Below are 14,837 nucleotides of genomic sequence, written 5' to 3' on the forward strand. Positions count from 1 at the left end.
GCGTTGCGTGGCAACGGAACCGGGTACGGTCACCGATCCTTCGGGGTTGGCGGGTGTGCCGGGCCCGTGGTATCCCGCGCAGGTTCCGGGTACGGCGGCCGGCGCGATCCGGGCGGCCGACGGCGTCGCGGCGTCGCGCGCGGTGCAGACCGATGCGGTGGACTGGTGGTTCGTCACCGAGGTGTCCGGCGGCGGCCCGGATCCGTGGCGGCTCGAATTCGACGGACTCGCCTCGCACGCGGAAGTGTGGGCAGGCGACGACCTCGTCCTGTCCTCGGAGTCGATGTTCGTGCCCGCCTCGGCCGACGTGGACTCTCGGCCCGGCACGGTCACGCTGGCGATCCGATTCCCGTCGCTCGACGCGGCGTTGCGCCGCCGTCGGCCCCGCGGTCGCTGGCGATCGTCGCTGGTGAGCGCGCAGGGGCTGCGCTGGGTGCGGACGAGCCTGCTCGGTCGCGCGCCGGTCTTCGGTGGCGTGCCCGCCCCGGTCGGGCCGTGGCGGCCGGTGCGACTCCACGACCGCACGGCGCCGGTGCTGTCGGACCGCCACGTGGTCACCTCCGTGGAGGACGGGACGGGCGTGCTGGATCTCACCGTGCGCGTGCACGGCTCGGCAGGCCCGCCTCCCGTCGTCCGGCTCGGCGACGTCACCGGGGAGGCGACGGTCGTCGAAGCCGGCCCGGGCGCGCAGGACGTGCGCGCTCGCCTGCGCATCCCCGACGTCCGGTTGTGGTGGCCGCACACCCACGGCGCCCCCGTGACGTATCCGCTGAGCATCGCGTTCGGCGAGCACGTGGTCGACCTGGGTGCGGTCGGATTCCGCACCGTGAGTGCGGCGCGCGGCGACGGCGGGTTCCGGCTGGCGGTCAACGGCGTCGACGTGTATTGCCGCGGGGCCGTCTGGATCCCCGTCGATCCGATCGGGCTGGGCGGCCGGTCGCAGACGCGGGAGACCCTCGAGCGGGTGGTCGAGGCCGGGCTCAACATGGTCCGGGTGCCGGGCACGATGCTGTACGAGGACGCCGCGTTCTGGGACGACTGTGCCGAACTCGGCGTCCTGGTGTGGCAGGACGCGATGCTGTCGACGTTCGACCCGCCCGACGACGAGCCGTTCCTGGACCTGCTGACCGCGGAGATCGAGGCGGTGCTGCGACCGCTGTCGGGAAACCCCGCGCTCGCCGTGTTCAGCGGCGGCAGCGAAACCGAACAGCAACCCACGATGCTCGGACTCCCCGCGCCGCACATCGCGGCGGTGCACGACGTGATCCCGGCGGTGGTCGCGCGGATCGCGCCGGGGGTGGTGCCGGTGTCGTCGTCCCCGTCCGCGGCACCCGGCGGCGACGCGCTCGCGACCCACGTCGGAATGGGCGTCGCGCACTACTTCGGAATCGGCGGGTATCGGCAGCCGCCGTCCGACGTCCGCCAGGCCGGGGTGCGGTTCGCCGCCGAATGCCTCGCATTCTCGATTCCCCCGTCGGACGTGACGATCGAGACCGAGTTCGGCAGCCTCGCCGCCGCTGGCCACCACCCGCGGTGGAAGGCCGCCGTGCCCCGCGACAACGGGGCGTCCTGGGATTTCGAGGATGTCCGCGATCACTACGTGCGGACGCTGTTCGGTGAGGAGCCGTCGACGGTCCGCTGGAGTGACCCCGAGCGGTACCTGGCCCTCGGTCGCGCCGCCGTGTGCGAGGCCTTCGCGGCGGCTCTCGGATACTGGCGCCGGCCGGATTCGGGATGCGACGGCGCGCTGGTGCTCGCGCTCCGCGACCTCGAACCCGGCGCCGGGTGGGGATTGCTCGACTCCGACGGCCGGCCGAAGGCGCCGTGGTTCGTGTTGCGGCGGCTGGCTCAGCCCGTTGCGGTCCTCCTCGGCGAGGACGGGATGGACGGGCTGCGCATCGACGCGGTCAACGACTCCGCCCGCACGGTCGCGGGGGAGTTGCGGGTGCAGGTGCACACCCGCACGGGTGCGCCGGCGTTCGAGGTCACCGAACCGGTGACCGTCGCCGCGCACACGGCCCGCCGGTGGTCGCTCGACACGGTGCTCGGGCGGTTCACCGACGCCACGCACGTTCATCGTTTCGGTCCCCGCGGATACGAGAGCGTGACCGTCACCCTGTCCACCGACGACGGTGTCGTCGCCGAGTCCGTTCACCTCTTCGGCGGACCCGCGCGCGCCCTCGAACGCACCGTCGGCCTGACGGCGGTGGCCCGGGAGACGGCGCCCGGCAACTGGGTGGTCGACGTCGCCACCGACGGCGCTGCGCAGTACGTCCACCTCGAACTCGGCGGATTCGAACCGGCCGACTCCTGGTTCCATCTGCCGCCCGGCGGCACCCGGATCGTGCCGGTGCGCAGGACCGGGGCGGCGGAGGCGGTGACCGGGCAGGTGCGGGCGCTGAACTCGGTGAGCGTCGCCGCGGTCGTGCGGGCCTCCACCTGATCCGGACCCCGGTCCGTCGATATGCGATATCGACTAGGCTGGCTCAGTCCGCAACTGGCCGCTCGTCCCGGCCCGAGCTGTTCGCCGGCAGTTCGTCATCACTGCTCAGGAGTGCGTCGTTGTCTTCCCCGCTCATCGCTGCCGAGCCCTCGTCCGACACCCCGCTCGCCGGACTGGCGAAGATCGCGCTGGGCGACGCCGTCGTCGCGCAGGTGACCGAGGCCCTCGGGCGGCGTCACCTCGACATCGTCGCGCCCGCACCCGCCCGGCCGTTCGTGGCCGCGGCCCTCGCCGAGCGCACGCATCTGCTTCTGGTTACCGCGACCGGTCGCGAGGCCGACGACCTCACCGCCGAACTGCAGGAGATGATCGGCGACGCGGTGGCGCAGTTCCCGTCGTGGGAGACGTTGCCGCACGAGCGGCTGTCGCCGAGCGCCGACACGGTCGGTCGCCGGGTGGAGGTGCTCCGCAGGCTCGCGCGGCCCGACGACCGCTCCTACGGCGCCCCGCTCCAGGTCGTCGTCACCACCGTCCGTTCACTGGTGCAGCCCATGGCGCCCGGTCTCGGTGAGATCGAACCCGTCACGCTCCGGGTGGGCGTGGAGCACGACTTCGACGGGCTGATCCAGCGGCTCGTCGAAATGGCGTACACCCGCGTCGACATGGTCGGCAAGCGCGGAGAGTTCGCGGTCCGCGGCGGCATCCTGGACCTGTTCTCGCCCACCGCGGATCATCCGGTGCGCGTCGAGTTCTGGGGCGACGAGGTCACCGAGTTGCGCGCGTTCTCCGTCGCCGACCAGAGGTCGCTCGCCGAACTCGACATCGACGCCGTGATCGCGCCGCCGTGCCGCGAGCTGCTCCTCACCGAGGACGTCCGCGACCGGGCCGCGCAGCTCGCAGTCGACAACCAGGCCGACGCCGCGCTCGTCGAGATGCTCGACAAGATGTCGGCCGGCATCCCGGTGGAAGGCATGGAGGCACTGCTGCCCGTGCTGCGGCCGGGGCAGCTGCAACTGCTCACCGACGTGCTGCCCGAGAGCGCGCACGTGCTCCTGTGTGATCCGGAGAAGATCCGGACCCGCGCCACCGACCTGGTGCGCACCGGTCAGGAGTTCCTCGAGGCGTCGTGGACGGCGGCCTCGATCGGCGGCGCCGCCCCCCTCGACACGTCGGTGCTGAAGGGCGACGGCATCGACCTCGGCGCCTCCGCCTACCGGACGCTGAGCCAGGTCCGCGAATCCGCGGAGACCGCCGGTCTGCCGTGGTGGACGCTGAGCCCGCTCGCGTCCGGAAGCGGTGAGGAACTGGAGCTGGCGATCACGCCGGCACCCCAGGTCCGCGGTTCCGACGAGCTGCTGTCCGAACTGTTCGTGAGCCTGCGCGCCCACGTCAGCACGGGCGGCCGGGCCGTCATCGTCGTCGCAGGCGCCGGTACCGCGCACCGCGTGCTCGAGCGTCTCCGCGAGGCCGAGGTGCCCGCGGCGGAACTCACGCCCGGTTCGGAGCCCGCTCGCGGTCAGGTCGGGGTGCTGCGCGGGTCGCTGCACGACGGCCTGGTCTTCCCCGGCGGCGACACCACCCCCGGACTCGTCGTCGTCACGGAGTCCGATCTCACCGGAAACCGGGTGGCCGCGGTCGGCGACGGCAGGCGGCTGCCGGCCAAGCGCCGCAACCAGGTGGACCCGCTGGCCCTGACGGCCGGCGACATGGTGGTGCACGACCAGCACGGCATCGGGCGGTTCGTCGAGATGGTCGAACGGACCATCGGCGGCGCGCGGCGCGAGTACCTCGTGATCGAGTACGCCGCCAGCAAGCGCGGCCACCCGGGCGACCGGCTGTTCGTCCCGATGGAGTCGCTCGACCAGCTGTCGCGGTACGTCGGAGGTGAGCTGCCCGCGCTCAGCAAGCTCGGCGGCTCCGACTGGGCCAACACCAAACGCAAGGCGCGCAAGGCGGTTCGGGAGATTGCCGGTGAGCTCGTCCAGCTGTATGCGGCACGGCAGGCCGCGCCCGGTCACGCGTTCGGCCCGGACACCCCGTGGCAGAAGGAGATGGAGGACGCGTTCGCGTTCACCGAGACCCATGACCAGCTGACCGTCATCAGCGAGGTCAAGGCCGACATGGAGAAGGCCGTCCCGATGGACCGCGTCGTCATCGGCGACGTCGGCTACGGCAAGACCGAGATCGCGGTGCGGGCGGCGTTCAAGGCCGTGCAGGACGGCAAGCAGGTGGCGGTGCTGGTGCCGACGACGCTCCTCGCCCAGCAGCACCTCCAGACGTTCACCGAGCGCATGGCGGCGTTCCCGGTCAAGGTGCGCGGGCTCTCCCGCTTCACGGATGCGGGCGAATCCAAGGAGATCGTCGCGGGCATGGCCGACGGCGAGATCGACGTGGTGGTCGGCACGCACCGGCTGCTGCAGACCGCGGTCCGGTGGAAAGACCTGGGCCTCGTGATCGTCGACGAGGAGCAGCGTTTCGGTGTGGAGCACAAGGAGCACATCAAGGCGCTGCGCACCCACGTGGACGTGCTCACCATGTCGGCGACGCCGATCCCGCGAACGCTGGAGATGAGCATGGCGGGCATCCGGGAGATGTCCACGATCCTCACGCCGCCGGAGGAGCGGCACCCCATCCTCACCTACGTCGGCGCGTACGCCGACAAGCAGGTGGCCGCCGCCATCCGACGGGAACTGCTCCGCGACGGGCAGGTGTTCTACGTCCACAACCGGGTCAGCTCGATCGACAAGGCGGCCCAGCGCATCCGCGAACTCGTGCCCGAGGCGCGCGTCGTCGTCGCACACGGACAGATGAACGAGGACACCCTCGAACGGACCGTGCAGGGTTTCTGGGAACGCGACTACGACGTGCTGGTGTGCACCACCATCATCGAGACCGGTCTCGACATCTCCAACGCCAACACGCTGATCGTCGAACGCGCCGATTCCCTCGGCCTGTCGCAGCTGCACCAGTTGCGTGGTCGCGTCGGCCGTAGCCGGGAACGCGGCTACGCGTACTTCCTGTACCCGCCGGAGAAGCCGCTGACCGAGACGGCCTACGACCGGCTCGCGACCATCTCGCAGAACTCCGACCTCGGCGCAGGCATGGCAGTCGCGATGAAGGACCTCGAGATCCGTGGTGCCGGAAACGTGCTGGGGGCCGAGCAGTCCGGTCACGTGGCCGGTGTCGGCTTCGACCTGTACGTGCGACTGGTGGGGGAGGCCGTCGAGGCGTTCCGCGCGGCCGCGGACGGAAAGCCGATCACCACGGACGACGCCCCGAAGGAAGTGCGCATCGACCTGCCCGTCGACGCGCACATCCCGCCGGATTACGTCACCAGCGACCGGCTCCGGCTCGAGGGGTATCGCAAGCTCGCGGCCGCCACCGAACTCGACGGCATCACCGCCGTCGTGGACGAACTCGTCGACAGGTACGGCCCCCTCCCCGAGGAGGTCCGCAGGCTGGTGTCGGTGGCCAAACTGCGGCTGCTGGCCCGCGAGTACGGGCTCGAGGAGATCGCCGTCGTCGGCACGCAGCTGAAGATCTCGCCGATGGCACTGCCCGACTCGAAGCAGTTGCGTCTCAAGCGGATCTACCCGAGTGCGCAGTACCGTGCCACCACCGGCATGGTGCAGCTGCCGCTGCCCCGGGCAGGCTCGGGCGGGATCGGCGCGGAGCGGGTGCGCGACGTGGAGTTGCTGCAGTACATCGCGGATTTGGTGCTCGCGCTGGACGGCAAGGCCGCCGGGTCCGTGGTGATGGAGGCCTGACCCGATGACGGTGGTCCTGCTCGACCCGTTGCGGCCCACGACCGTCCCGATGGAAGCCATCGGGTTGGTCGGCGACGGCGTGGAATTCACCGACGAGGTACCCGAGTCCGTGCGGGCGCTGCTGTCCGCCGCACCCGGCGCCGCCGTCCTGATCAGTACCGATCCCGACCATCCCACCGTGCGCGACTGGGTCGCGTCGGGTTCCCGCGTCGTCGCGGCACCGAAGGTCCCGGGCGACAACCTCGTCGAGGCCGCCGAGGTGATGGACCGGTTGTGGAGCTACGGCGGCTGGGAGGTGACGCAGACACACCGGACGCTGTCGCACTACCTCGTCGAGGAGACGTACGAGGTCCTCGACGCGATCGAGTCCGCCGTGCCCGGAGACCTGCGCGAAGAGCTCGGAGATCTGTTGCTGCAGGTTCTGTTCCACTCACGCATCGCCTCGGCCGCGGGCACTTTCGACGTCGACGACGTCGCCGCGACCCTGGTCGCGAAGCTCGTGCACCGCAGCCCCCATCTCGGCGAGGACGTCGTCGGCCCGATCGACATCGCCGAGCAGGAACGGGCGTGGGAGATCCGGAAGGCGGCGGAGAAGGCCCGCAGCTCCTGCCTCGACGGCATCGCGATGAGCCAGCCGGCGGCGTCGCTGGCGGCGAAGGTCGTGGCCCGCGCGAGCAAGGCGGGGTTGCCGTCCGAGCTGGTGCCGGCGGAGATCACGGCCGACAGCGCGGCGGTGGTCGCCGCCGAGTCGCGGCTGCAGGCGGCGACGCACGACCTCATCGCCCGTATCCGCGCGGCCGAGAATGCTGCGCGCGCGGCGGGGAAGACCGAACTCGCCGCCGCGGACTGGCTCGGTTACTGGACGTCCTGATGCAAGCGATCGGCTCCATCGCCCGAGTTTGCCAAAATGTAACTGAGGGATGAATCACCTTCGTGTTGGTAGTGCGCGAAAAACAAACCTGAGGTAGTTTAAAGCGCGCATAGAAGACCAGTTGGTTGCAAACACGCGTCTCGGAGCACTGTCAGGTACTTCGTCGGGGGTGTTTGTGGGCTTCGCGCACTGCACGTAGTGGGTATTCGAGCCCCCGGTCGGGCGAGGGCAGGTACCCACAGGGGAACCTGTGATGCTTCCGGGCCGAGTCGATTGCCCGACGATGAGAGACGGACACATGAGCCTGTACACGCCTGACCGCCTGGAACCTTCCGACGAGACAGACGCGCACGACATCGACGAGGCCGGCGCCGGAGACCGCGCGCCCGGCCGCCCGACGGTCACCGTCGTCGTGCCCGCGATGAACGAAGCCAGGAACCTTCCCCACGTCGCCGCACGCATGCCGGCCGGCATCGACGAAATCGTCTTCGTGGACGGCCATTCCGTCGACGACACCGTGGAGGTGGCGCGGAGCCTCTGGCCGGACGCGACATTCGTGACGCAGAGCCGGAAAGGCAAGGGCAACGCCCTGGCCTGCGGCTTCCGCGCCGCGACCAGCGACATCATCGTGATGATCGACGCCGACGGCTCCACCGACCCGGCGGAGATTCCGCTGTTCGTCGGTGCCCTCGTGGCCGGCGCGGACTTCGCGAAAGGGAGCCGCTTCGCCGACGGCGGCGGCAGCTCGGACATCACGTTCAGCCGGAAGCTCGGAAACAAGGCACTGAACGCCATCGTGAACCTCAAGTTCGGGGCCGCGTTCAGCGACTTGTGCTACGGCTACAACGCTTTCTGGCGTCACCACGTCCCGGTGATGGCACTGCCCCCGGTGGAGGCGTCCGAGGCGCAGTGGGGCGACGGGTTCGAGATCGAGACCCTGATCAACGTGCGGGTCGCCAACGCGGGCCTGAAGATCACCGAGGTGCCGAGTTTCGAGCAGGATCGCATCCACGGCGAGAGCAACCTGAACGCGGTCCGGGACGGACTCCGCGTGCTGCGCACCATCAGGAGCGAACAGCGCACGACCGCAGCGCACCTGTCCCCGGCGCCGGTCCCGCAGGGCTGAGCGGCCGTGACGGTGTCCACGCTCGTATCCTGCTCCGTCGTCATCTGCGCCTACACCACCGAACGGTGGAGCGATCTGTGCGCCGCGGTCGACTCGGTGCTCGCCCAGAGTGTGCCGGTCCTCGAGGTGCTGCTGGTGATCGATCATTCGGAGGAGCTGTTCTCCCGTGCCGAACTGCATTTCGCGCCGGAACCCCGCGTGTGCGTGCTGCGCAATTCCGAGTCGAAGGGTCTGTCCGGCGCCCGCAACACCGGCGTCCGCGCGTCGAAGGGGGACATGATCGCGTTCCTCGACGACGACGCCCGCGCCGAGCCCGACTGGTATCGCGTGTCCGCCGCCCACTATTCCGATCCCGACGTGCTCGGTGTCGGCGGTTTCGCCAGTCCGGCGTGGCCGGCCGACCGCCCCGTGTGGATGCCCGCCGAGTTCGACTGGGTTGTCGGCTGCAGCTACGTCGGCCAGCCGACGCGCATCGAACCGGTGCGGAACTTCATCGGCTGCAACATGTCTCTGCGGCGCGCGGTCTTCGACACCGTCGACGGGTTCAGCGACGGAATCGGCAGGGTCGGGAAGACGCCGGTCGGGTGCGAGGAGACCGAACTCTGCATCCGGATCCGACATCACCAGCCCACCGCGCAGTTGCTGTTCGACCCCGCGATGAAGGTGGTGCACCGCGTCGGCGACGACCGCACCACGTTCCGCTACTTCCTCTCGCGCTGCTACCACGAGGGCATGTCGAAAGCGCTGGTCTCCGATCTCGTCGGGGCCGGCGACGCGCTCAGCAGCGAACGGGCGTACACCGCACGTGTACTCCCGCGAGCCGTCGTCGCGGGGATCGTGTCCCCCCGGCACGGCGGACTGTTCCGAGCGGGTGCCGTGGTCGCGGGGTTCACGGTGACCGCAGCCGGATACGTCCGAGGTCTCCTCGGTCTGCGATCGAAGCGGGTGACGGCATGACCGGAACTCTCGACCGCCGGATCGACCTGGTGCCGGCGCTGGTGAGCGATCACGCGCCGACGTGGGACGGCGCCGTCTGGGTCGGCGAACTGCGCGGTCCCGTGCGGGCGGACACCGAGTACCGGCTCGACCGGGCCGAGGGTTACCGGCGTGCCCGGTTGCTCGTGCGGGAAGACCGCGCCCTGCGGGGGTTCATCGAGGTGGACGTCGAGGACGGGGGACTCGACACCCGCGAATTGCGCCGCGCACTGGCTGAACTCGCTCCGGAGGTGGCACGGGACAGCGCCGCGACCGCCACCGGACCCGGCCCCTCCGTCACGGTGGTGGTGTGCACCCGCGACCGGGTCGACAGCCTGAAGGTTGCGCTGGAGTCGATCCTGTCGCTCGACCATTCCGGCTACGAGGTGATCGTGGTCGACAACGCATCCCGTACGGACGCCACCCAGCGGTACGTCGCCGAGCTCGGCGACCCCCGGGTGCGGGTCGTGACCGAACCGCGGCCCGGGCTGTCCCGGGCGCGGAACGCGGGAATCCGCGCGGCGTGGACGGAGATCGTCGCCTTCACCGACGACGACGTGGTGGTCGACCCGTACTGGCTCACCGAACTCGTGGCCGGCTTCCGGGCCGGGAACGCGGTCGCGTGCGTGTGCGGAATCGTCCCCAGCGGGGAGATCCGCACGCCCGCGCAGGCGTACTTCGATCAGCGGGTGGGATGGGCGAGTTCCTGCGTGCCAAGGTTGTTCGACATTGCGAATCCGCCGGCCGACGTGCCGCTCTTCCCGTTCCAGGTCGGGATCTACGGCACCGGCGCGAACTTCGCCGTCGACCGGCGGGCCGTGTTCGAGATCGGCGGTTTCGACGAGGCACTCGGGGCGGGCGCCCCCACCGACGGCGGCGAAGACCTCGACATGTTCTTCCGGGTGCTGCACTCCGGGCGGCAGCTGGCGTACCGGCCGGCGGCGGTCGTGTGGCATCGGCACCGAGCGGACAACGAGGCGCTCGCCGTCCAGGCCCGCGGCTACGGGCTGGGGCTGGGAGCCTGGCTCGCGAAGGTCGCTCTCGATCCGCGCACCGCCTGGCTCGCGCTGCGGATCGCCGTCCGGCAGGCACCGACCTTCCTTCGTCTGTCGCGCAAGATGTCCCGCGTCGCCACCCCGCCGGACGGTCTCGCCGGCGAACTCCCCGAGGGGATCGGAGTCACCGAGCTCCGGTCCATTGCGCGTGGCCCCTTCGCGTATCTGAAGGCCCGGGTCGAGGGCCGACATCCGGCGCCGATGCGAGGGGTGAACTGTGACGATGCAGTCTGATTCCCGGCACCCGAGCGCACCGGCGGGCCGCTCGGACGGCACCCGGTTCGGCACCTGGTTCGGACCGGAAGACGCGCCGCTCTTCGGCGTCGTCGACCTTCCCGCCGACGGCCGGTGCCGCGGTGCCGTCGTCCTCTGCCCGCCGATCGGCAAGGAACAGGTCGACTCGTATCGCGCACTGGTGTATCTCGCGCAGCAATTACGCGCCCGCGGGTTGCTGGTGCTGCGGTTCGACTACCGCGGCACCGGTGATTCGCCCGGCGCCCAGGACGATTCCGACGCGGTCGCCGGATGGCTCGACAGCATCCGGAAGGCAGTCGAGTACGTCCGCAGCTGCGGCGTCATGGACATCGGGCTGGTCGGTCTCCGGGTCGGCGCGCTGCTCGCCGCGCAGGTCGCGGCGACGTGCGCTCCGGTGCGGGCCGTGACCCTGTGGGATCCGGTGGTGCGTGGTCGCGGCTACCTGCGCAAGCAGACCGCGCTCCACCAGATGGTGGTCGGCGCGGAGGACACGGACGATCCGCGGGTCACCCTGATCGGCGCGGTGCTCGCACCGGCGGCGGCGTCGGCGCTGTCGGCGATGAGCCTGCGAGCGGCAACCCCGCCGCCCGGCGCGAAGGTCTTGATGGCGTTGCGCGAGAGCGAGGTCGATTCCGTCGGGACGCGTGAGACCGTCGAAGCCTGGAATGCCGAGACGTTCACCGTCCACGACTACGAATCGTTCCTCGAACCGGCAGATTTCGCGGTCCGGCTCCCGTTCGGCGACGCCGATCGGATCGCCGGATGGATGTCCGCATCCTTCGGCGACCACTGCGACAGTGTCGCACTCGAACTCCGTGCCAGCGCCGTGGTGGATCGGACCGTCGACGGCAGGCAGGTCGTCGAGACGCTGGAGTTCGCCGGAGCGTCCGAACTCTTCACGATCCGCACGTTCGTCGCGGCCACGCCCGGTGCTGCGGAACCCACGGTGATCTTCCACGGCACGGCCAACGAGCACCGCGTGGGCCCGGTCCGGCTGTGGGCCGAGACCGCGCGCGAGCTGGCGGCACACGGGATCGTCAGCGTTCGCTTCGATCGGCGCGGCACCGGCGACACCGGCCTGGTGCAGCACGGCGAATGCACCACCATCTACACGGACGAATCCCGGGACGACGCCGTCGACATCATCTCCGTCAGCGGTGCGCAGCCCGACAAGATTGTGCTCGCCGGGATGTGCTCGGGGGCATGGAATTCGAGCTACGCCGCCCTCCGGCGCCCCGTCCGGGCGGTGGTCCTGGTGAACATGGCGGACTGGACCATCACCCGTAAGGCGTTCGTGAAGCAGTCGACGATGAGTGCCGATCACCATTCGCTGAAGGGTCGCGTACTCGCACTGCTCCACCGGCACGCGGCGACGGCGAAGAAGTACCTGCGGCTGTGGGTGCCGTACCGCGGCTGGTTGTGGCTCGGCCGGGCCGGGCTGCTGCAGGTGCCGGAGGTCATGCTCGCCCCACTGAACGAGCGCGGCGTGCACACCACCGTCCTCCTCTCACCGATCGACTACGCCGCGTTCGTCGAGAACCACGGCGAGCGCAGCCTTCGCCGATTGCGGCGGGCCGGCTGGAACGGACGCCTGGTCACCTACCCGTCCGGCGATCACTCGCTGTACAGCACCGCCCTGCGGGACAGGGTCATGCGGGACGTCCTCGCCACCGCTCTCGGCGAACTGACCGTGAACCGGGTCGACGACGACCGTGACGATTCCCGGCCGGAGTTGGCGGGATAATCATGGGAGCCCCGGCAGCGACGCAGTCGCACCTACACGCCAAACACCGCGCCGAGCAGCCCCCGCGCTCCGCGGGGCGGAATCTGCAACTCAACTCGATGGCACTGATGCTGTCGAGTGTCGTCACCGGTGTGCTCGGCCTCGCCTTCTGGGGCGCGGCGGCGCGGTTGTTCCCCGCCGACCAGGTGGGGGTGGCGTCCGCGCTCATCTCGACCGCGATCATGCTGTCGACGCTGTCGAATCTCAGTCTCGGCTCGATGTTCGAGCGCTTCCTGCCGGTGGCCGGTCACCGCGCGGGACCGTTGCTGATCAAGGGCTTCGCCGCCGTGGCCACCCTGGCCTTCGTGTCGGCTGTGGGGCTCATCGTCCTCGGCCCGCGGGACACGCTGTTCGAGAACAACCTGGAAATCGCGATCTATCCGGTGTTCGTCGTCGTCCTCGCGCTCTTCGCCCTCCAGGACCAGACCGTCTCCGGCCTGGGCGTCGCCCGCTGGGCGGCATCGAAGAACGTCTTCCACGCGGTGGCAAAACTACTGGCGGTCGTGGTGCTCGCGGGGTCGGGGTCGGCGCTCGCCATCGTCGCGTCCTGGGGAGTCACCGCGGCGATCGCAGTGGTGGTCCTGTTGACGTCGATGGGGCTGCGCATCCGGTCCGATCCTCGATACCGGCAGGTGCCGGCGCTGCCGTCGAACAAGGAACTCGGGGTGTACTTCGTTTCCTCGTACGGCATTTCGGCGCTCGGGGCCGTTGCTCCGCTCGTCGTCCCGCTGATCGTCGTCACCCGGGTCGGTACCGCGGCGAATGCGTACTTCGCAGTGACGTGGTCGATCGTCAGCGCCCTCTACATCATGGTGAACCTCATGGTGGGTCCGTTCGTGGCCGAGGCCGCCGCGCATCCGGACAAGATCGTCAGCCTGTCCCGCCGGTTCGTCCGCACCATCGCCGTGATCGCGGTGGTGGGCGGATTCGGTCTGGCCTTCGTCGCGCCGTTGGCGCTCGGATTCATCGGTCCGGAATACCGTGCGGAAGGAACGCCCCTGCTCCATCTCGCCGCCGTGTTCGTGCCCCTCGCCGTCATCGGCGCCGTCTACGACGGTCTCGCACGGGTGTATCGCCGGCTGACCCTTGCCGTCGTCACCCAGTGCCTGGCCACAGTGGTGATCATCGTCGGCAGCCTGGTCTTCAGCGCGTCTGTCGGCGTCGCGGGAGTGGGCTGGGCGTATCTCGCCGCCGAGACACTCACCGCCGTGATCCTCGCCGGACCGCTCATCTCCTGGCTTCGCCGGCTCCAGAACCGCGCCAAGTGGGAGCGGTGGCTCGCGAAGAGCGCGAACCCGAAACCGAAATGGCAGGCTTCCGATGTCGACGCATAGAGCGAGTTCCCGCGACCTGATGCGCAGCGGCAGCCGGATGATCACCGCGATCGGTCCGGTCCGCCTGCCGAGCATCGGCGAGATCCGGGACACGCTGACCGGGCTCGCGCACGCCGGTGGACGCCACACCCCGATCGGGCTCGTCCCGACCACCGAGTCACGCCGGTGGGAGCACCGACCGCACGACTTCCTCGGGACCGTGCGGCAACTCGGGCCGTGCACCCGGGAGGAAGTCCCTCGGCTACTGACCCGGCTGGCGCGTGCGGGCGCGTCCGCGAATCCACTGAACGTCGCGGTCGCGGGTGACTTTCTTCTGCTCGACATCTCGCACGGACTCGGTGACGGCCGGCTCGCGCTGGCACTCGTCCGTGCTGTCGCCGGTGGACGCAGCGGGACACCGGTCCCCGAATGGGCCCGGACACGCGACAGCGCACTGCCGCTCGCGCGCGCGTTGACCCGGGCCTTCGCGACCTCACCGTCCCGTGTCGCTCGGCTCCTCGAATCCCGGCCCTCCGTCACACCCGCGGCCGGCCCCGTCGAGGTCGTGCCCTGGCGCAGGTCGCCCACTGCGGTCGTCGAGTCCGCGGTGCCGGGAACCGCCGCGGAACTCCGGCGCTGGCGGGATCGGGAACTGCCCGGGGCGTCGGTGTCGTCGTTGCTGTTCGCGGCAGTCGCGCGGGCGATGCGCAGTCGTGGTCTGACGATCGACGACAAGGTCGACGTCCTCTTCGACTGCCGGCGCTATCTCCCGGACGGTGCGACGGTGAACGGAAATTTCGCTGCCGGAGTGCGGTTCGCGGTGCCGGACCCCGGTGACGCCGCCGAGATGAGCGCGGTGATCACACAGGCCACGGCGTCGGGCAGGCCGCTCGCCTCGCTCGCACTCAGCATCGCCAAGTTCCGCAGGCGCGTGCGCGCCGGCATCCCGCACACTGCGGCCGCGCACGTCGCGGCGACACCCCGGGCGAGGCTCGTGTACTCCGACATGGGGGAGGCCGCGCTGCTGGCCGACCTCGACTGGACCGACGAGCCCGGCCGGCGTCTCGTCACCGCGCTGAGCGAACCGGCCGATCCGGCGTCGATCGTCTTCACCTCGGTGCGCCGTGGCCCGGAACTCGACGTGTCGGCGTCCCTGCACGACAACGTCTTCGACCCCGAACTCGTCCGCGACGCACTCGCGGACGCCCTGTGCGACCCACTGTCTCTCCTGTCTCGAAGGATTGTCTAG

General features: G+C 70.3%; 9 protein-coding genes. All 9 read left to right on the forward strand.

Annotated features, from left to right (window positions below; all coding sequences use genetic code 11):
* Positions 1-7 precede the first annotated feature (7 nt).
* The 9 genes from ROP_RS28905 to ROP_RS28945 all read left to right on the forward strand — a co-directional run bounded on the left by ROP_RS28905 (position 8) and on the right by ROP_RS28945 (position 14,837).
* A complete protein-coding gene (locus ROP_RS28905; protein ID WP_015889564.1) occupies positions 8-2,443 on the forward strand; it encodes a glycosyl hydrolase 2 galactose-binding domain-containing protein in 2,436 nt (811 codons plus the stop codon).
* Positions 2,444-2,562: 119 nt separating this feature from the next.
* A complete protein-coding gene (gene mfd / locus ROP_RS28910) occupies positions 2,563-6,210 on the forward strand; it encodes a transcription-repair coupling factor (RefSeq protein ID WP_015889565.1) in 3,648 nt (1,215 codons plus the stop codon).
* 4 nt (positions 6,211-6,214) lie between these two features.
* On the forward strand, positions 6,215-7,081 hold the full coding sequence (locus ROP_RS28915; protein WP_015889566.1) for a MazG family protein: 867 nt from the start codon (positions 6,215-6,217) through the stop codon (positions 7,079-7,081).
* Between the two features lie 298 nt (positions 7,082-7,379).
* Entirely contained in the window at positions 7,380-8,207 is an 828-nt protein-coding gene (locus tag ROP_RS28920) for a glycosyltransferase family 2 protein (protein ID WP_015889567.1), read from the forward strand.
* A 6-nt stretch (positions 8,208-8,213) separates the two neighbouring features.
* Positions 8,214-9,164 carry a glycosyltransferase family 2 protein gene (locus tag ROP_RS28925; RefSeq protein WP_015889568.1) on the forward strand — a complete coding sequence of 317 codons (951 nt, stop codon included), beginning with the start codon at positions 8,214-8,216 and terminating at the stop codon, positions 9,162-9,164.
* Complete coding sequence (locus ROP_RS28930) at positions 9,161-10,471, forward strand: glycosyltransferase family 2 protein (RefSeq protein WP_015889569.1); 1,311 nt, start codon at positions 9,161-9,163, stop codon at positions 10,469-10,471. Before ROP_RS28925 ends, ROP_RS28930 begins: the two co-directional genes overlap by 4 nt.
* Positions 10,461-12,236, forward strand: a complete 1,776-nt coding sequence (locus tag ROP_RS28935; protein ID WP_015889570.1) for a serine aminopeptidase domain-containing protein — start codon at positions 10,461-10,463, stop codon at positions 12,234-12,236. The genes ROP_RS28930 and ROP_RS28935 overlap by 11 nt, the downstream gene beginning before the upstream one ends.
* A gap of 2 nt (positions 12,237-12,238) precedes the next feature.
* Positions 12,239-13,609 (forward strand): lipopolysaccharide biosynthesis protein, encoded by a 1,371-nt coding sequence (locus ROP_RS28940; RefSeq protein WP_015889571.1) that lies wholly within the window; start codon positions 12,239-12,241, stop codon positions 13,607-13,609.
* Positions 13,596-14,837, forward strand: a complete 1,242-nt coding sequence (locus tag ROP_RS28945; RefSeq protein WP_015889572.1) for a hypothetical protein — start codon at positions 13,596-13,598, stop codon at positions 14,835-14,837. Before ROP_RS28940 ends, ROP_RS28945 begins: the two co-directional genes overlap by 14 nt.

The sequence above is a fragment of the Rhodococcus opacus B4 genome (genome assembly GCF_000010805.1).
In the GTDB taxonomy this organism is placed as follows: Bacteria; Actinomycetota; Actinomycetes; order Mycobacteriales; family Mycobacteriaceae; genus Rhodococcus_F; species Rhodococcus_F opacus_C.

Bases quoted from the DNA above. Each gene is read 5' to 3' on its own strand.
- ROP_RS28915 (WP_015889566.1), top strand. From the start codon at position 6,215: ATGACGGTGGTCCTGCTCGACCCGTTGCGGCCCACGACCGTCCCGATG.
- ROP_RS28920 (WP_015889567.1), top strand. From the start codon at position 7,380: ATGAGCCTGTACACGCCTGACCGCCTGGAACCTTCCGACGAGACAGAC.
- ROP_RS28930 (WP_015889569.1), top strand. From the start codon at position 9,161: ATGACCGGAACTCTCGACCGCCGGATCGACCTGGTGCCGGCGCTGGTG.
- ROP_RS28935 (WP_015889570.1), top strand. From the start codon at position 10,461: ATGCAGTCTGATTCCCGGCACCCGAGCGCACCGGCGGGCCGCTCGGAC.
- ROP_RS28940 (WP_015889571.1), top strand. From the start codon at position 12,239: ATGGGAGCCCCGGCAGCGACGCAGTCGCACCTACACGCCAAACACCGC.
- ROP_RS28945 (WP_015889572.1), top strand. From the start codon at position 13,596: ATGTCGACGCATAGAGCGAGTTCCCGCGACCTGATGCGCAGCGGCAGC.